Genomic DNA, 18,817 nt, shown 5'->3' with positions numbered 1-18,817 from the left:
TGGCAGCATGCGCAAAAGCCGCTGCCACCAATAAGAAAAGGGTGTATGGAGATTTTGTTCAGGGATCACGGGTAGGAGCCACCTTATGAGTCAGAATACGCTGAAAGTTCATGATCTAAATGAAGACGCGGAATTTGATGAGAACGGAGTTGAGGCTTTCGATGAGAAAGTCCTGAATGAAGAGGAACCCAGTGATAACGAGTTAGCTGAAGAGGAGCTGTTATCTCAGGGAGCAACACAGCGTGTGCTGGACGCGACTCAGCTGTACTTAGGAGAGATTGGTTATTCTCCTCTGTTAACGGCTGAAGAAGAAGTTTACTTCGCGCGTCGCGCACTGCGTGGGGATGTTGCATCACGCCGTCGCATGATTGAAAGTAACCTGCGTCTGGTCGTGAAGATTGCCCGTCGTTACAGCAATCGTGGTCTGGCTCTGCTGGATCTGATTGAAGAAGGTAACCTGGGGCTGATCCGCGCCGTTGAGAAGTTTGACCCAGAACGTGGGTTCCGTTTCTCGACTTACGCAACCTGGTGGATTCGTCAGACCATCGAACGGGCAATCATGAACCAGACCCGGACGATCCGTCTGCCAATTCACATCGTTAAAGAGCTGAATGTCTATCTGCGTACCGCACGTGAACTGTCCCATAAACTGGACCACGAGCCAAGTGCAGAAGAGATTGCCGAACAGCTTGATAAACCGGTTGATGACGTAAGCCGTATGCTGCGTCTCAACGAGCGCATTACCTCGGTAGACACCCCGCTGGGTGGCGATTCCGAAAAAGCGCTGCTGGACATCCTGGCCGATGAGAAAGAGAACGGTCCGGAAGACACCACGCAGGACGATGACATGAAACAGAGCATCGTCAAATGGCTGTTCGAACTGAACGCCAAACAACGCGAGGTGCTGGCACGTCGTTTCGGTCTGCTGGGTTATGAAGCTGCAACGCTTGAGGATGTGGGCCGTGAGATTGGCCTGACTCGTGAACGCGTTCGTCAGATTCAGGTTGAAGGTCTGCGTCGTCTGCGTGAAATTCTGCAGACGCAGGGGCTGAATATCGAAGCGCTGTTCCGCGAATAAGCGACACCATTCCAAAAAAGGCCAGTCATCTGACTGGCCTTTTTCTTTTGTGATTTTGAACTGAAAACGCCTGATGGCGCTGCGCTTATCAGGCCTACAAAACCGCACCATGCCTACTGTAGGCCGGGCAAGGCGACGCCGCCGCCCGGCGTGTCCCTGTTAATTCAGGGTATAGTCGAGGGTGATCTCGGCCTTAAGCAGCTGAGAGACCGGGCAGCCTGCTTTGGCTTTGTTGATGATTTTATCGAAAGTCTCTTTTTCGATATTCGGCACTTTCACCGTGCTGGTCAGCGCGACTTTAGTGATCGCGAAGCCACCGTCCACCTTATCCAGCGATACGTCAGCCGTGGTATCAATGCTTTCCGGGGTATAACCCTCTTCACCCAGCATCAATGACAGCGCCATAGAGAAGCAGCCCGCGTGCGCAGCACCGATCAGCTCTTCCGGATTGGTCCCGGCTGCGCCTTCGAAGCGGGTATTAAAACCGTAAGGCTGCTGCTTTAACGCGCCGCTCTCGGTAGAGATGGTGCCTTTGCCGCCTTTAATGTCGCCTTCCCAGTGTGCCTGACCTTTCTTATGGATCGTCATGTATTCGCTCCTTTTTTGGATGAAAACCTAAGTATAGAAGCTCAGGTCAGGCCCGCAGAAAACTACAGCATATTCTTAAGGCGGTAGATCCACTCCAGCGCCTGGCGCGGGGTGAGGGTATCGGGATCGAGATTCTCCAGCGCCTCAACCGCCGGGCTGGCCTCCTCAGGAGGGGCGAGCAGTGACATCTGGGTACCGTCGACCTGGGTCGCCGCCGCGTTTGGCGTAATGCTCTCCAGCTCGCGCAGCTTCTGCCGGGCGCGCTTGATCACCTCTTTCGGCACGCCCGCCAGCGCCGCTACCGCCAGGCCATAGCTTTTGCTGGCTGCGCCATCCTGCACGCTGTGCATAAAGGCGATAGTATCCCCATGCTCCAGCGCATCGAGATGCACGTTGGCAACGCCCTCCATCTTCTCTGGCAGCTGGGTCAGCTCAAAGTAGTGGGTAGCAAACAGGGTCAGCGCCTTAATGCGGTTCGCCAGGTTCTCGGCGCAGGCCCATGCCAGCGACAGGCCGTCGTAGGTCGAGGTGCCGCGGCCGATCTCATCCATCAGCACCAGACTATTTTCCGTAGCGTTATGCAGGATGTTGGCGGTTTCGGTCATCTCTACCATAAAGGTTGAGCGGCCGCTGGCCAGATCGTCCGCTGCGCCAACGCGAGTAAAGATGCGGTCAATAGGGCCGATCTCGACCTTTTGCGCCGGGACATAGCTGCCGATATAGGCCAGCAGCGCTATTAGCGCAGTCTGGCGCATATAGGTACTTTTACCGCCCATGTTTGGCCCGGTGATGATCAGCATCCGCCGCTGAGGAGAGAGGTTCAGCGGATTGGCGATAAACGGCTCGTTCAGCACCTGCTCAACCACCGGATGACGCCCTTCGCTGATGCGAATGCCTGGCTTATCGCTGAAGGTCGGGCAGCAGTAGTTAAGGGTCCAGGCGCGTTCGGCCAGGTTCACCAGCACGTCAAGCTCCGCCAGGGCGCTGGCGCTCTGCTGGAGATCGGCCAGGTGCGGCATCAGCAGGTCAAAGAGCTCATCATAGAGCTGCTTCTCCAGCGCCAGCGCCTTGCCTTTTGAGGTCAGTACCTTGTCTTCGTACTCTTTCAGCTCGGGAATGATATAGCGCTCGGCGTTCTTCAGCGTCTGGCGGCGTACGTAGTGGATGGGCGCGTGATGACTCTGGCCGCGGCTGATCTGAATAAAGTAGCCGTGCACCGCGTTATAGCCGACCTTCAGCGTGTCGAGGCCCAGCTTCTCGCGCTCGCGGATCTCCAGCTTATCGAGATAATCCGTTGCGCCATCTGCCAGCGCACGCCACTCGTCCAGCTCGGCGTTGTAGCCAGGGGCAATCACGCCGCCGTCGCGCACCAACACCGGTGGGGCATCGATGATTGCCCGCTCCAGCAGCTCGCGCAGCTCGCTAAATTCGCCCATCGTCTCCCGCAGCCGCTGTACCGGCGCGCTGTCGACCTCGGCCAGCATCTCCCGCAGCGCTGGCAGCTGCTGGAAGGTGTGACGCATACGGGCCAGATCGCGCGGGCGAGCGGTGCGCAGCGCCAGACGCGCCAGAATACGCTCCAGATCGCCCACCTGGCGCAGCACCGGCTGTAGCTCGGTCGTGGCATCCTGTAGCGCGGCGATGGTCTGCTGGCGCTCGGTCAGGGTTTTGGTATCGCGCACCGGCATATGCAGCCAGCGCTTGAGCATCCGGCTGCCCATCGGCGTGACCGTGCAGTCGAGCACCGAGGCCAGAGTATTTTCAATGCCGCCAGCCAGGTTCTGGGTGATCTCCAGGTTGCGGCGGGTGGCAGCATCCATGATGATGCTGTCCTGCTGGCGCTCCATGGTGATCGCCCGGATGTGGGGCAGGGAGGTACGCTGGGTATCCTTCACGTACTGTAGCAGGCAGCCTGCGGCGCAGAGGCCCCGCGTTGCGTTCTCCACGCCAAAGCCCACCAGATCGCGCGTGCCGAACTGAAGGTTCAGCTGCTGGCGGGCGGTGTCAATCTCAAACTCCCACAGCGGACGACGGCGCAGACCGCGACGCCCTTCAATCAGCGCAGTTTCGGCAAAGTCTTCGGCGTAGAGCAGCTCTGCCGGGTTGGTACGCTGTAGCTCGGCGGCCATGGTTTCGCGATCGGCAGGCTCGCTCAGGCGAAAACGCCCCGAGCTGATGTCCAGCGTGGCATAGCCAAAGCCTTTGCTGTCCTGCCAGAGGGCGGCCAGCAGGTTATCCTGACGCTCGTGCAGCAGCGCTTCGTCGCTGATGGTGCCGGGGGTTACGATGCGTACCACCTTACGCTCAACCGGCCCCTTGCTGGTGGCCGGATCGCCAATCTGCTCGCAGATTGCCACCGACTCGCCGAGGCTAACCAGCTTCGCCAGATAGTTCTCTACTGCATGGTGCGGCACGCCCGCCATCGGAATAGGCTCCCCCGCCGAGGCCCCGCGTTTGGTCAGGGAGATGTCCATCAGCTGCGAGGCACGTTTCGCATCGTCATAGAACAGCTCATAAAAATCGCCCATCCGGTAGAAGAGCAGGATGTCCGGATGCTGGGCTTTCAGCTTCAGGTACTGCTGCATCATGGGCGTGTGGGCGTCGAAATTCTCAAGTGTACTCATGAAGTTATGTCCAGTTCCCTGATTTTAAATGAGGCAAGGGTCGTTTCGTTGACTTAAATATCTGATAGGGAGATATGATAACGGAGATGAGCATTCACTGGAAAGCAACGATAGAGAACTTCACGAGCCCCCTTCAAGTTTTGAAAAAGCGGAGGCGCATCATACGCGCTGGGAATTTAGCAGGAGTAATGGAAAATCAGGAGTCGTGTGTGAAGACGTTTTTTTCATTCAGCCTTGCGCTGTTGTTTACGTTTATGATTCAGGGATGTAAGCAAACCGGGGATTTGGATCCGCAAGATTACTTCAGCGGCCAGCAGCTCGTTATGGCAAAAGCAATCGAGCGCGGCGAAGTTGACGAGGTAAAAAAATTCGCGCCAGAAACCGATCTTAACAAACCCGGACAGCAAGATATGACGCTGCTGTTCTGGGCGCTTAGCAATGCCATAAACGCTAAAAAAACAGCACCCCAGTTAGAAATCATTACTGAACTGGTGAAGGCGGGGGCGGATCCGCTTCAGCCTCGCCCGGCCGGTGGAAGCAGCCCGGCTGAATTTGTTCTGCAAGGTGACAGTGGAGACTGGATTAGCGCGCTGCTTGACGGAGGCTTATCGCCTGATGCAAAAGATAAAGTGCATCACGATCCCATCATACTGGAAACGCTTAAGGCAAAAAATACCGAGACGCTGAAAGTGATGCTAGATCGCGGGGCCAATATTAACGTTACCGACTCGGCAGGAAATACGCTGCTGATCTATGCATTGGATTATGGCAAGCATGACCATGTCCTGTTATTGCTGGATCGCGGAGCCAATCCTGAGATCCGTAGCGACGTCGGCTGGACGATGGGTAACCAACTACAGCGCCTTTTGCATGGTGCGAAAGAAGGCAGTAAACACTATCAAGATTTGATCAAAATAAAAGAGAAGCTGATCCAACATGGTGGAAAGTGGCCACCTTCGCCTCCTGTTCGACCAACCGAGTCACTCTCTCATTAGTTTTATAGATACTGTGATAACAGGAAGCGGTTAATGAGTATGAGTAGAAAAGATAAAGTCCTCTTTTGGTGCGCTATGGATGTGATCTGTATTGCCTCTGCCGATCCATGGCGGGGCTGATATTAAATTTACCTTTCTAAATCCTTTCTCGCATCCAGCGTCTGCTGGTACTCATTAAGGAAAGGCTTTTCCGCCGGGTCGAGGCGGTCCATGCCGCTGGTGAAGCGGTGCCAGTAGGGGTAGCGCGGCGCCGGGCGCGTGGCCTGCTCAATACGCTGGCGCTGCTCGTCGCTAAGCGAAAGCTCCACGGCATCCAGGTTCTCCCGCAGGTGCTCCTCGGTGCGGTTGCCGACGATTAACGACGTGATGCCCGGACGGGATGAGAGCCAGGCCAGGCACACCTGCGCCACGGAAGCATTTAGCTCCTTGCCAACGTCGGCCAGCACATCAATGACGTCATAGGCGTGCTCCATATCGTGCACGTAGGGTTCCGGCCAGCCGTTGCCCTGGCGCGAGGTCTCTGGCGTTTTGACGCCTCTGCGCACCGTGCCGGTGAGCAGCCCCTCACCCATTGGTCCCCAAATCAGGGTGCCGATATCCTGATCCAGCGCCATCGGCAGCAGCTCGAACTCTGCCTCGCGGGACTCTGGCGTGTAGTAGATCTGCTGGCTAATAGGGCGGATAAGCTTGTTTACCTCGGCGGTACCGAGGGTTTTCATCATCTGCCAGGCGGTATAGTTGGAGGTACCGAAGTAGCGGATCTTACCGCTCTTGACCAACTCCTCAAGCGCACGCAGCGTCTCTTCCGGTGGGGTGATACCATCCCAGTTATGGATCTGATAGAGATCGATATGATCCGTTTTCAACCGGCGCAGGCTATCTTCACAGGCTTTGATCAGATGGAACCGGCTGGCCCCGCTGTCGTTTGGGCCGTCACCCATTGGGCTGCGGGCCTTGGTTGCCAGCACCACCCGGTTGCGGTTCTCGCCCAGCGCTTCGCCTACCACCTCTTCAGCCCCACCCGCCGAGTAGAGATCGGCCGTATCGATGATATTCACCCCGCGATCGAGGGCGATATCGATGAACCGGCGCGCCTGTGCGACACCGACGTTGCCCGTTTTTTCAAAGCCAGCCTTGCCGGCAAAGGTGAGCGTGCCCAGCGCGATCTCAGATACCATTAGGCCTGAATGTCCCAGTTTCCTGTACTGCATGATATCTCCTCTTGTTTTCAACGTTACAAGTAACAAAAGGTAGAAGCCGCTGGGTCGATGTGCAAACTGACCAGGATTAATCCGCATCTGCCGTTTGCCTCATACAAAAGTGTGAACTAGATCTTAAAACTCACTTCTGTTCACCGTAGCGAGGGTTTGATGTTGAAAGCACCGATGGCGTTAATCATGGCGATGGCCGTGTCTGTTTGCTCTGGCAGCGTAAATGCGGAGGAGCGCGTTCACTCTTTACAGGTAGGTAAGTTGACCATTGGACAAGGCCAGCCGGCGATTATTGTCTCAACCTCGGGTGAGGATGAAGCGACGGTGCTAAAAGAAGCTGAACAGGTTGCGCAGACGCCTGAAGCCGACATTCTCGAGCTGCGCGTTGATAAGTTAGCTTTCGCCACCGATGCGGCAAAGGTCACGGCGCTGGGTCAGGCCGTGCATAAGGCGCTTAACGGCAAACCGCTGCTGCTGACGTTCCGCACCCAGTCCGAAGGGGGCGAGAAAGCGCCTGATGAGTCTCGCTACAGCGAACTTTATCAGCAGTGGCTAAAGGCCGGTTTTGCCGACCTGATCGACATTGAGATGCGCATTGGCGAGGCAGAAGTACGCAAGCTGATTGACCTGGCGCATCAGCACCGTGTGGCGACCATTGTGTCCTATCACGACTTCCACGGCACCCCGACCAATGAAGCGATGCTGCAACGCCTGGCGCAGCAGGCGCAGTACGGCGCGGACGTGCTCAAGCTGGCGGTGATGCCCAAAACGCCAGAGGATGTTAACCGGCTGACCAGCATCACATGGCAGATGCGCCAGCGCAGCGATAAGCCGCTATTGACGATGGCAATGGGCGGGCAGGGGACGGTAACCCGCCTGTCTGGTGAAATCTATGGCAGCAACCTGACTTTTGGCAGCATGGGCAGTGCCTCCGCGCCGGGTCAGATTGATGTGAAGGTACTGCACCAGACGATGGCGGCGCTGCATAAAGCAAATACTGGCGGCTAAAGAGGGCCAGGGAGCCTGAGCGGGCTCCCTGGTGCTTAACGCTTAAGACGCCGTACCGGTAATGTCTACATACCAGCCATCTTCGCCTCTGGTCACTGACGTAATCTCCCAGCCTGCAGGCGCATCCTCTGCAAGCGATACAATTAAATTATCGGCTGCGCCATACTCAATATTCATCGCTGTCTCGCCGCTCCATGTCACCGTTGCACCATCGGCGCTTAAGGTACCGTAGCGTAGGGTACAGGAGTCAAAATCAGTATAGAAGTTATTCTGGCTGATAATACACATAACGCTTTCCTGCAGAGCGTCAGGATTGTTAGAGCAAAACAAATTATAAGTGGTTGGTGTATGCATATGAATAAGGAGATGCGAGGAATATGAGCTTTCAATTACGAAAGATTTCCAGTCATCCGCTGACTCAGCATTAATTGGGCGAAGAAATACGGGTAATATATCTGTATTGAAGGCACATGTCACTTGAGGAGAACTATCGCCATCAAAAATAGCGGGCAATACCGGTAACGACGTAGTTGAGACATGGCTTCTATACTGGTTGAAATCATAGCCTATACCTTCTTCAGGATACTCCGTCCATAGCATAGCTAAATTGTAATGATAATTGCTTATTATTTCGAGAGATGTGTACTGCCAGTTACCCTCAGCATCTCTGGGAGAGATAGAAATGCCGTTCGCTAACATTATATTTAGATCGCCATAATCTTCTTTTGTATGTAAAAAGACATGGGCGTAATTTTCGGTCACAAGTGTAAAGTGGATGAGGAAATGTTGCTTATCTATTTTTTCAACTGTGTATGTTACTGGGTTTAATAGAGGATTGGAAGTGACAGTCACGTCAAGCGTACTATTTTCCGATGAATATGAAAGAGCGACTTGAGCATTATTAATATACTCTATGGTTGTTTTGTCTACAAAAAGTAGTGCTGTTGACTCAACAATCAAAGGGACCTCAACGTCAGGGTATGCCGGGTCGATAATTGCTAGCGTCGCCCGAATAGAATCTAAAGTATAATTTTCATAGCTTTCACCATAAACGTAACTATCTTTTTCGGTAACGGCACTTGTCGCCAGGGTCATCAAACCACGCATGTAATTATGAACATCCATGCTTACAATAATATCCTCCTTACTTATAGGATGTATCAAGACACGATGTAAATCGTCGCGCAGATGGACGAGTTCTGCCAAGTTAGGGACATCTTCACTGACGTACGTCTCTTCTTTAGCAATAGGTTTGAATTCTGAGAAGTTTGCTCCTACCCTTAACTTATTACCGTTAAGCTTTGCCGAACTAAATAACCACACGGAATCAACATAAACCTCTATAAACGTGTGGAGCGGTACTGTAAGGCTTTCGCCTTGGTAATCTGTTTCAGTGTATAACGTAATATTAGCCATAATAAACCTCACGTTTTGTTGAGTAGATTAAAAAACTAATGCTACGCACAAAAAGTGAAGCGACTCTCTCTTTATTGACTGACAGCAATCAGTAATAAGCACTTCTAATAAGGAGCGGCCCTAATAAAACAGGGCCGCTTTTGCATTTATAAACAACGACTATAAACCGCGCTGCGCCATCAGCTTCGCAAGGTCGACCAGACGGTTGGAGAAGCCCCACTCGTTGTCGTACCAGGCGAGGATCTTGACCAGGTTCCCGCCGATAACCAGCGTAGAGAGGCCGTCGATAATCGAGGAGCGCGGATCGCCCTGGTAGTCGCTGGAGACCAGCGGCTCGTCGCTGTAGCCAAGAATGCCTTTCAGCGGACCCTCGGCGGCGGCCTGACGGAAGGCATCGTTGACCTCATCCACGGTCACGTCACGCTTCAGGGTCACGGTCAGGTCGACAATCGATACCACCGGCACCGGCACACGCAGCGAGTAGCCGGTAAGACGGCCTTCGAGTTCAGGGATCACGCGCCCCAGCGCCTTCGCCGCGCCGCTGGAGTAGGGAACGATGGAGAGGGCCGCAGCACGTGCCCCGCGCAGATCTTTCTCCGGCTGATCGTGCAGCGCCTGGCTGTTGGTGTAGGCGTGGGTAGTATTCATCAGGCCATGCTCAATGCCGAAGCGCTGATGCAGCACCTGGGCGGCGGGGGCCAGCCCGTTGGTGGTGCAGCTGCCGTTGCTCACGACAATGTGTTTCTGCGGATCGTAGCTGTCGTGGTTGACCCCCAGCACGATGGTGAGATCGTCGTTTTTGCCAGGGGCAGAGATGATCACCCGCTTCGCGCCGCCGCTGGTGATATGCACCGACGCCTTTTCGCGATCGGTAAAGAAGCCGGTGGCCTCAATCACAATCTCGACGCCAACGCTGGCCCAGGGAATATTCGCCGGATCGCGCTCGGAAAAGACCCTTACGGATTTACCGTCAACCTTCAGTTCACCTTCCGCCGCCTCGACCGGCACGGAGAGCGTGCCCAGCAGCGAGTCATGCTTTAACAGATGCGCCAGGGTTTTGCTGTCCGTTAGATCGTTAATTGCCACGATCTCAATTTCTGCATTACCTAACGCGGCACGTAACACGTTGCGACCGATCCTGCCGAAGCCATTAATACCGACCTTAACCATGATGTACTCCTGTTATGCTGTAACTGGAATCAGAACCTGGAATCAGAACCTGGAATCAGAACCTGGAATCAGAGTAGGCTGCGTCCGTTATGGCGTAAATGACAAAAAAGGATCACTTTACGCCATCTTACGGCTGTGGAAGCGCTGGCGATACTCGCCTGGGGTGAGCTTGAGCTGCTTTTCAAAAATTCTGCGTAGATTGATGCTGCTACCAAACCCGGTTGCGACCGCCACGCGCTCCAGCGTATCCATGGTCTGCTCAAGACGGTTTCTGGCGGCGGCCAGACGCGCCTCTGCCACATAGCGTGCAGGTGTTGTTCCCGTTTCACGGGTAAAGACGCGAGTAAAGTTGCGGGGACTCATCGCCGCCCGATCCGCCAGCGCCTCTACCGACAGATCGGCGGTCAGGTTCTGCTGGATCCAGCGCTGCACCTCGCCAATGGGACCGGGACCGTCGGCATCAAGCAGCTGGAAACGGCTGAACTGCATCTGTCCGCCGGGACGGCGCAGATACATCACCAGATCCTGAGCAACGTCGCGGGCAAGCGTAAAGCCATAGTCCTCTTCCACCAGCGCCAGCGTGAGGTCAAAGCCGGAGCTAACCCCCGCAGAGGTCCAGACATGGCCATCCTGGATATAGAGCGGCCCACCCTCCACCCTGACCAGCGGATAGCGGGACTGCATCTCCTCCAGCCGCCGCCAGTGGGTTGTCGCCCGGCGACCATCCAGCAGGCCTGCCTGAGCCAGCAGGAGCGCGCCGCCGCAAATAGAGACCACCCGGCGCGCGTGGGGCGCTGCCAGGCGTAGCCAGTCCACTACCGCGCTATTCTCCTGTTCGTTCATGCCTTTGCCAGTGACCATAATGGTATCCCGCGGCTCGGCATAATCGAGATCAACCAGCCTGAAGTCCGCCAGCAGATTTAAGCCCGACTGACCATGTATAACCTGATGAGGCTGGGTAGTCGCGATGTCTATCCGATAGCGGGCAGTGGAAAACCCTTCCAGATGCAGGCGGTTAGCGTGCATCAGAATATCGGCTATACCTGCGGCCTCAAATAACATCCCGCCATCAGGGACAATAATAAGGAATGATTTCATGTCCTGAAAAGTACCCTTTTTATGAAATAAGTCAACTTTTACCTGCACAGATAGAAGTAGCGCACTTTACCTATTTCATGCTTGATGGAAGAATTAAACGCCAAAAGTATTAGAAAAAGCGGTGTTAAAATGTTTTTTTTAACGTGACCTGTTTAACAGTGATGGCAAAAAAAATATTCCGCTGCTAACGTTTGCACACATCGAAATCTTATTATTGAACCGTGCCTTAATACACTCTGGAAATCATTGAAATACGAAGAAAGTATTAACTTAAATTAATTTTATGTGAAAGCTAATAAATTACCGTGATGTGCGGGGATGCCCCTCGCTTATTGCAGCAGCATATTAATGATAATGCTTATTTATTCCGGCATAAGGAAATAAGGACAGCACAGCTATGTTCAGCATTCACCGACGTAACAATTTAGTAAAACGCTTTCGTTCCGGAACGTGCTTATTTACTGCAAGCATTATTCTGCCGACGCTGGCGTACGGAGCCTCTCCTGAATACGATGCCCTGATTGTACAGGCGCGTGATGGAGAGCGAGCGCCGCTGCTGAATTACTTAAAAGCTCAGGAACAGCAGACGCCGCTCACGCCCGATCAGGTGGCTGACTGGCTGCAGGTTACCGCCTGGGCAGATGACAATGCCGAGACAATCCGCATCTGGCAGCGCTATCAGGATCGCCTCCAGGTTCCGGCTCGCGGGCGGATTGCGGTTGCCCGGGCGCTGCGTAACCAGAAAAACTGGAATGCGTCGCTGGCCGTCTGGGAGAACGTCCTCAAGGAAGATCCAAAGAATGCTGACGCGCGCACCGGCTGGATCATGACCCTCGCCGATGCCCGCCGTAACGAGCAGGCGATCACCGAAGCCAATAAATGGGCGGCGGAAGAGCCGGGAGCCGAGCGTGATGCGCTGGTGGCCTACGTCTACCACTCGCAGGGTAAAAACTGGGATGCGCTGCTGGCGACCAGCCGGGCTGAGGCTCTGGATCCGCAGAACAAAAGTGCCCGGGACACCAAGCTGGCGGTGCTGTCTGCTAACCGCATCGCCGGTCCGGCACTGGACCTGACGCCGCCGTCAGCGGCTTCCGGCCCGCTTGAACGACGCCTTGAGCTGGACGCGGTCGCGCAGACCGTGCGCTCGGCGTTTACCCCTACCCGTAACGAAGAGGAGCGCTTCCTCGTCGCGGATAAAGCCATTGCCCGCTACGACGCGCTGCTTGCCGCCTGGAAGGACGATCCTTCGGCGCAGGCCGACGTGCGTCGCGCCCGTATCGACCGGCTGGGGGCACTCGTGATCCGCAAGCGCACTAAAGAGACCGTCCGGGAGTATGAGTCACTCTCCGCCGACGGCCAGCCGATCCCGAACTATGCCAAGCGCTGGGTGGCCTCGGCTTACCTGGCAGAAAAAGATCCGCAGAAAGCCGAAGAGATGCTGATGGCGATCTACTATCCCAACGGCCCAATTCCGGCGACGCCGCTTACCGAAGACGATCAGCAGGACCTCTTCTACGCTCATATCGACAGCGGCAACTACCCGGCGGCGAAACGCCAGGTTGACGATCTGATCAAACAAAGCCCCTACCTGACCCGGGTTTTGGGTTCCCCCGTGCCGCAGCCTAACGATAGCTGGCTGCTGGGCCAGACCCTGCTCACCCAGTATGAGATCGAGACCAATAACCTGCCGGAGGCGCAGAAACGCGCCGAGTGGCTGGCACGTACCGGCTCCGGTAACCAGGCGCTGCGCGTCACCTACGCCTCGGTGCTGCTCGCCCGTGGCCTGCCGCGCCAGGCCGAACACGAGCTGAAGCTGGCGGAGGTTATCGAACCGAGCAACCTGGAGCTGGAGAAACAGCAGGCCTGGAACGCCCTTGAGCTGCAGGAGTGGCGGCAGGCCGACGAGCTGACCAACGATGTGATAAAGCGCAGCCCGGATGACGAATCCTCCCTGCGTCTCGCCCGCGCCCGCGACGTACACAAGAAGACCGAACTGCGGATCAACGGCTCGCAGGGGATCTCCTCTGACAGCCCGGTGAGCGGCCAGCACGATTTCATCTTCAACTCGGCGCTCTACAGCCCGCCGATCGGCGATAACTGGCGGCTCTTCACAGCCTACAACTTCGCCAGCGGTGAATTTGAAGAGGGCAAGGGGATCAACCGCGATCTCGGCGTTGGTGCCGAATGGACGGCGCGTGACTACTGGGCCGAGATGGAAGTATCGACGCGTAACTACGGTGACGGGCAGAAGACGGGCGGACGCCTGTCGGCCTGGCATGACTTCAATGACAACTGGCGGCTGGGCGGTAATGTGGAGCGGCTGTCGCGCAATACGCCGCTGCGCGCCCTGCGTAACAACGTTTACGCCAACGGCGGCGATCTCTTTCTGCGCTGGCACCAGACCGAGCGTCGTGAGTACCAGCTTACCTTCGCCGCCTCACACTTCTCTGATGATAACGATCGCATTGAATACGGTTTGAGCGGTAAAGAGCGGCTGTGGACAACCCCGCGCTTTACCCTCGACTTCACGCCGGGCATTAGCGGCAGCACCAACACCAAGGAGGATGTCTTCTACTACAACCCGAAACGCGATCTCTCTGTCGTACCGGCGCTGACCGGCGAGCACGTGATGTATCAGCACTACGACACGGTATGGAAACAGGAGATTGCTGTTGGGGCCGGTGCTTACTGGCAGAAGGGCCACAGCGTCGGGGCAATAAACCAATTTGGGTATGGACAACGGGTTCAGTGGAACAACGTCGTGGACGGCGGATTGATGCTGACCTGGGATAAACGTCCCTATGACGGTAAGCGTGAGCGGAATATCTCCCTCGCATTTGATTTGAATGTCAGGTTCTGAGGACAGGTCATGTTTAATAAATGGCTGCGAGCCGCAACACTCATCGCCGGATGGATGCTCATCACCGCCTGTAGCAGTGCTGAGAAGCCGGGCTATCTTCCACCTTCTGCCAGACCGCCGCTGAACGCGGATCAGGCCTGGCCAAAAAACAGTTTCCTGGTACTGGGCTATCACGACGTTGAGGATGGCGCTGCGGACCAGCGCTATCTCTCCGTCCGGACCAGCGCGTTAAACGATCAGATCGCCTGGCTGCGTGACAATGGGTATCAACCTGTTACCGCGCAGCAGGTGCTGGACGCCCACGACGGCAAAATTACCCTGCCACAAAAAGCGGTAATGCTGACCTTTGACGATGGCTACAGCAGCTTCTACACCCGCGTCTGGCCGATCCTCAAAGCCTACAACTGGCCTGCGGTATGGGCCCCGGTAGGCAGCTGGGTTGATGCCCCAGCCAATCAGCCCATCGACTTCGGCGGCTTGAAAACGGCGCGTGACAAGTTCGCCACCTGGCAGATGGTGAAGGAGATGGGCGAGTCGCCGCTGGTAGAGGTGGGGGCGCACACCTGGGCCTCGCACTACGGCATTCAGGCGAACCCGCAGGGCAGCAAGGAGCCGGCGATTGCCAACCGGGCCTATATCAAGGCCACCGGCAAGTATGAAACCGACGAGGAGTATGAGGCACGCATCAACAAGGATCTCGACCTGGTGACTAAAAAAATCACCGAGGTGACCGGCAAAGCGCCTCGTGCCTGGGTCTGGCCCTACGGTGCCGCCAACGGGACCTCGTTGAAGCTGATCCATCAGCACGGCTACCGGATGGCCTTTACCCTCAACGAGGGGCTGGCCAACGCCGCTAACCTGGAGGATATCCCGCGCATCCTGATCACCAACAACCCTTCGCTGAAAACCTTTGCCAGCCAGGTTGCCCAGGTGCGTGAGAAGCAGAACATGCGCGTGATGCATATCGATCTGGACTATGTCTATGACAAGGATCCGGCGCAGCAGCGACGTAACATCGACATGCTGATCCAGCGCGTCTACGACATGAAGATCTCCCATGTCTTCCTGCAGGCGTATGCCGATCCCAAGGGCGACGGCAACATTCACGAGCTCTACTTCCCGAACCGCTGGCTGCCGATGCGTTCCGATCTGTTCAACTTTATCTCCTGGCAGCTGCAGAGCCGCGGTGGGGTGAAAGTGTACGCCTGGATGCCGGTGCTGGCATTCCAGATGGACGATCCGCTACCGCTTGTCACGGCCTGGAACCCGGAAACCAACCGCAGCGCGGTAGAGCGTAAGCAGTACGTGCGTCTCTCGCCGTGGAACCCGGAGGCCCGCAGGCGTATCACTGAAATCTACGAAGATCTGGCGAAAGGTGCCGCATTCAACGGCGTGCTGTTCCACGATGACGCTTTCCTGAGCGATTTCGAGGACGCCTCGCCGGATGCCCTGCGCGCCTACAAGGCCGCTGGCTTCCCAGGCAGCATCGAGGAGATCCGCAGCAATCCAGAGACCTTCAAACGCTGGACGCGCTTTAAGAGCAAGACGCTGATCGACTTTACCCGCGATCTCACCGAGTCGGTTCGCGCCATTCGTGGGCCACAGGTGAAAACCGCCCGCAACATCTACGCTCCGCCCATCATGGAGCCGGAGAGCGAAGCCTGGTTTGCGCAGAACCTCGACGACTTCCTGACTACCTACGACTGGACGGCACCGATGGCGATGCCGTGGATGGAAGGGGTACCGGAGGGCGAGGACAACGCCTGGCTGGACAGAATGGTGAAAATTGTCGGCCAACGCCCTGGCGCGCTGGAGAAGACCGTCTTCGAACTGCAGGCGCAGGACTGGCGTGCTGACGCGAAAGAGAAAGATATCAGTGGCAAACAAATGACCGAGTGGATGCGCCAGCTCAAGCTGAGCGGTGCGGATAGCTACGGTTACTACCCTGACGATTTCCTTAACGATCAACCCGAGATGTCTGAGATCCGCTCTGCCTTCTCATCATACTGGTATCCACAAAAATGACCGATCGCATTGTAGCGTTTCTCATACTGTGCCTGATGTTCAGCTTCCCGCTGGGGGTGGCCGCTATTTTCACCGGCGACATGATCCTGAACTTCGTCTTCTTCTGGCCGCTGTTTATGTCAGCGTTATGGATGAGCGGCGGGCTCTACTTCTGGTTCCATCGGGAGCGTCACTGGCCCTGGGGGCCAAATACGCCAGCGCCAGAGCTGGAGGGGAACCCGCTCATCTCCATCCTCGTGCCTTGCTACAACGAGGGACTGAACGCGCGGGAGACCATCGAAGCGGCGCTGGCCCAGCGCTATGAAAACATTGAAGTTATCGCCATCAACGACGGCTCAAAGGATAACACCGGCGAGGTACTGGATCAGCTGGCCATTGAGTATCCGCGCCTGCGGGTGATCCATCTGGCGGAGAACCAGGGCAAAGCGGTGGCGTTGCAGACCGGTGCGGCTTCAGCGCGGAGTGATTTTCTGGTCTGTATCGATGGCGATGCGCTGTTGGATCGCGACGCCGCGGCCTACCTGGTGGCACCGCTGCTGCAATACCCTCGTGTTGGCGCGGTAACCGGCAACCCGCGCATCCGCACCCGCTCTACGCTGGTGGGCCGCGTGCAGGTTGGCGAGTTCTCCTCGATCATCGGCCTGATCAAGCGCACCCAGCGCGTCTACGGCCAGGTGTTCACCGTCTCCGGCGTGATTGCCGCCTTCCGCCGCCGCGCGCTGTCGGAGGTAGGCTACTGGAGTCCGGATATGATCACGGAAGACATTGATATCAGCTGGAAACTGCAGCTGCGTCACTGGACAGTGTTCTATGAGCCGCGTGCGCTCTGCTGGATCCTGATGCCGGAGACGATGAAAGGGTTATGGAAACAGCGCCTGCGCTGGGCCCAGGGTGGGGCAGAAGTCTTTATTGTTAATATGCGCCGCCTCTGGGCCTGGGAGTATCGCCGCATGTGGCCGCTATTCCTTGAGTTTTGCCTGTCGACGGCCTGGGCCTTTGCCTATGCGGTAACGATCCTGCTGTTCCTTGTTGGGCTGGTTGTCCCCATGCCTGACTCTCTCCATGTACAACATCTGTTCCCACCGGCTTTCACCGGGCTAATGCTCGGCGTGGTTTGTCTGCTGCAATTTTTGGTCAGTTTGCTTATTGAACGGCGCTATGAAAAAGGTATCGGCGCGTCGCTCTTCTGGATCATCTGGTTCCCGGTGGTTTATTGGATGTTGAGTTTGTTCACAACGCTGGTCGCCTTCCCCAAAGTGATGCTGATGCGTAAGCGCAGCAGAGCACGCTGGGTAAGTCCTGACCGTGGTATAGGAAGAAATGACCAATGAAACAACCGCTGATTTTTACTGAACTCCGTCTCATGCCGCGTATTTTTGACGTGGCCCTGACCCTGATTGCCTGGCTGGGGTTCTCCTACCTGGTCTATGCTGGGTTGATGACCGCGCTGGCCAACGCGCCGTTTATTGGCTTTGGCCCGCTGTTCTCCACCGTGAATACGGTGACGTTCTACCTGATGGTGGCGCTGATCAACGCGGCGGTGCTGATTGGCTGGGCCAAATATAACCAGATCCGTTTCCGCGTTGAGCGCCGCAAGCGCCGTCCGGGACTGGGACGTGACGAGCTGGCCGCCAGCTTCCGCATCGCCCCGGCGCTGGTGCAGGATCTGAGCAACGGCCGTGTCCTGACCGTGTTTCATTATGATACCGGGGCTATCAGCCGCGCAGAGGTGGATAAAGGCCTTATCGCCAGCGTTGCCTGACGCCGTTCAGCGCCTTGCCCAGAACGCGGGAGAGCGACCTGGGCAAGGTACTTCATCTATAAGTTCGCAGACATCGTGACGGGATTTGCTTATAATAGTTTTTATTGCGCTGCCTAAGAGATACCGTATGGATAGTGTTAAAAACGTCACTGCGCCTTACAAGAAACCTTCGCGTGAACAGCTCACTCGAACCGTTGTGACCTCAACGGCCATTGAAACAGGGCAATCATCACAATCTGTTGAGGCTTCCTTAAAAATCCAGCGTAAGAAATTTGCTCATTTACGTTTAGCGATTTAATCCTCTAGCGCTTTCATCACCCAATGCGTCATTGGGCTGTAATTCATCACCATTCCGGCATGAATAGCAGAAATATAGTGCGCTTTATTATGCCCCCAACTTTTATAATTCAATGGCTTACGACTTGCCTGTACAGCCATTACATCTGCAAGCAGCCTTGCCAGACGGCCATTGCCTTCACGAAATGGATGGATAAGGATTAACTCCACATGTACAACGGCGATCGCTTCTGCAAGATGGGCGACGTCCATTCCATCGCATGGGGTATATTTTTTCAGGTAGTTTTTTTCGAAGCTGCTTACCAATTTAGGTAGCTGAGCTGCGGGGGCAAACATAAATCCTCCCTTGCTGATGTTTACCGCTCTTATCTGTCCAGCCCATTCATATATATTTCCTAACCAAATGCGATGCCAGTTCTTTATCATGGAGAAGGATAGTTTACCGGTTGGAAATCTTTCTTCAAAAACAGCGCGATAGAGCTGTTCTAATAGCACTAACTCTGCGCCATCCATCTCTTCAGCAATAGTAATACCTAACTTATTATGTAATACCAGATCGTCGGACCCAAGGGCATACCTTCCTTCGCTATGTGAAACGCTGTATCGGCTCATCGCAACCTCTATTTACTATGCTTGCTGGGCCGTACATCATTTCACTCTCTACTGCCTGGCGGCATGATCGGCA

At 55.7% G+C, this 18,817-nt stretch carries 15 protein-coding genes; 8 read left to right on the top strand and 7 right to left on the bottom strand.

What is annotated here, in order from left to right; all coding sequences use genetic code 11:
- The first annotated feature begins 85 nt into the window (after nt 1-85).
- The gene (rpoS, locus tag RTP97_RS10885; protein ID WP_312213682.1) at nt 86-1,078 is read left to right on the top strand and encodes an RNA polymerase sigma factor RpoS; all 993 of its coding nucleotides are present in this window, start codon (nt 86-88) and stop codon (nt 1,076-1,078) included.
- Between the two features lie 159 nt (nt 1,079-1,237).
- Here the strand turns inward: rpoS and RTP97_RS10880 are convergent, their stop codons facing one another.
- Both RTP97_RS10880 and mutS read right to left on the bottom strand, forming a co-directional pair.
- Nucleotides 1,238-1,666: an OsmC family protein gene (locus tag RTP97_RS10880; protein ID WP_312269429.1), complete on the bottom strand. Its 429-nt coding sequence runs from the start codon at nt 1,664-1,666 to the stop codon at nt 1,238-1,240.
- Nucleotides 1,667-1,728: 62 nt separating this feature from the next.
- Nucleotides 1,729-4,290, bottom strand: coding sequence for a DNA mismatch repair protein MutS (gene mutS / locus RTP97_RS10875; protein WP_312413498.1), 2,562 nt, complete (start codon nt 4,288-4,290; stop codon nt 1,729-1,731).
- Between the two features lie 254 nt (nt 4,291-4,544).
- On the opposite strand from mutS, the gene RTP97_RS10870 reads away from it, so the two are divergent.
- Nucleotides 4,545-5,285, top strand: a complete 741-nt coding sequence (locus tag RTP97_RS10870; protein ID WP_312413526.1) for an ankyrin repeat domain-containing protein — start codon at nt 4,545-4,547, stop codon at nt 5,283-5,285.
- Between the two features lie 128 nt (nt 5,286-5,413).
- On the opposite strand, the gene RTP97_RS10865 is transcribed toward RTP97_RS10870, so the two are convergent.
- Complete coding sequence (locus RTP97_RS10865) at nt 5,414-6,496, bottom strand: aldo/keto reductase (RefSeq protein ID WP_312413496.1); 1,083 nt, start codon at nt 6,494-6,496, stop codon at nt 5,414-5,416.
- Nucleotides 6,497-6,655: 159 nt separating this feature from the next.
- On the opposite strand from RTP97_RS10865, the gene aroD reads away from it, so the two are divergent.
- Nucleotides 6,656-7,504 carry a type I 3-dehydroquinate dehydratase gene (aroD, locus tag RTP97_RS10860; RefSeq protein ID WP_312413494.1) on the top strand — a complete coding sequence of 283 codons (849 nt, stop codon included), beginning with the start codon at nt 6,656-6,658 and terminating at the stop codon, nt 7,502-7,504.
- A 42-nt stretch (nt 7,505-7,546) separates the two neighbouring features.
- On the opposite strand, the gene RTP97_RS10855 is transcribed toward aroD, so the two are convergent.
- From RTP97_RS10855 to RTP97_RS10845, 3 genes are all read right to left on the bottom strand, one after another.
- On the bottom strand, nt 7,547-8,920 hold the full coding sequence (locus RTP97_RS10855; protein ID WP_312413492.1) for a hypothetical protein: 1,374 nt from the start codon (nt 8,918-8,920) through the stop codon (nt 7,547-7,549).
- Nucleotides 8,921-9,079: 159 nt separating this feature from the next.
- Nucleotides 9,080-10,090: a type I glyceraldehyde-3-phosphate dehydrogenase gene (gap, locus tag RTP97_RS10850; RefSeq protein ID WP_312413491.1), complete on the bottom strand. Its 1,011-nt coding sequence runs from the start codon at nt 10,088-10,090 to the stop codon at nt 9,080-9,082.
- Nucleotides 10,091-10,207: 117 nt separating this feature from the next.
- Entirely contained in the window at nt 10,208-11,188 is a 981-nt protein-coding gene (locus RTP97_RS10845; RefSeq protein ID WP_312413489.1) for a helix-turn-helix domain-containing protein, read from the bottom strand.
- Between the two features lie 397 nt (nt 11,189-11,585).
- Between RTP97_RS10845 and pgaA the strand changes: the two genes are divergently transcribed.
- The 5 genes from pgaA to RTP97_RS10820 all read left to right on the top strand — a co-directional run bounded on the left by pgaA (nt 11,586) and on the right by RTP97_RS10820 (nt 18,133).
- A complete protein-coding gene (gene pgaA / locus RTP97_RS10840) occupies nt 11,586-14,048 on the top strand; it encodes a poly-beta-1,6 N-acetyl-D-glucosamine export porin PgaA (RefSeq protein WP_312413486.1) in 2,463 nt (820 codons plus the stop codon).
- Between the two features lie 9 nt (nt 14,049-14,057).
- On the top strand, nt 14,058-16,073 hold the full coding sequence (gene pgaB, locus RTP97_RS10835) for a poly-beta-1,6-N-acetyl-D-glucosamine N-deacetylase PgaB (protein WP_312413483.1): 2,016 nt from the start codon (nt 14,058-14,060) through the stop codon (nt 16,071-16,073).
- Nucleotides 16,070-17,404, top strand: coding sequence for a poly-beta-1,6-N-acetyl-D-glucosamine synthase (pgaC, locus tag RTP97_RS10830; RefSeq protein ID WP_312413481.1), 1,335 nt, complete (start codon nt 16,070-16,072; stop codon nt 17,402-17,404). Before pgaB ends, pgaC begins: the two co-directional genes overlap by 4 nt.
- The gene (pgaD, locus tag RTP97_RS10825) at nt 17,401-17,835 is read left to right on the top strand and encodes a poly-beta-1,6-N-acetyl-D-glucosamine biosynthesis protein PgaD (RefSeq protein ID WP_312213663.1); all 435 of its coding nucleotides are present in this window, start codon (nt 17,401-17,403) and stop codon (nt 17,833-17,835) included. The genes pgaC and pgaD overlap by 4 nt, the downstream gene beginning before the upstream one ends.
- Nucleotides 17,836-17,962: 127 nt before the next feature.
- Complete coding sequence (locus tag RTP97_RS10820) at nt 17,963-18,133, top strand: hypothetical protein (RefSeq protein ID WP_312413479.1); 171 nt, start codon at nt 17,963-17,965, stop codon at nt 18,131-18,133.
- Here RTP97_RS10820 and RTP97_RS10815 read toward each other — a convergent pair.
- Nucleotides 18,130-18,744 (bottom strand): Fic/DOC family protein, encoded by a 615-nt coding sequence (locus RTP97_RS10815; RefSeq protein ID WP_312413477.1) that lies wholly within the window; start codon nt 18,742-18,744, stop codon nt 18,130-18,132. The two genes, RTP97_RS10820 and RTP97_RS10815, sit on opposite strands and share 4 nt — an antisense overlap.
- Nucleotides 18,745-18,817 lie beyond the last annotated feature (73 nt).

Origin of the sequence: Pseudescherichia sp. (assembly GCF_031998825.1) — a bacterium.
GTDB lineage: Bacteria > Pseudomonadota > Gammaproteobacteria > Enterobacterales > Enterobacteriaceae > Pseudescherichia.
The sequence above is the reverse complement of the archived record's forward strand: the minus strand, read 5'-3'. Positions and strand labels throughout refer to the sequence as shown.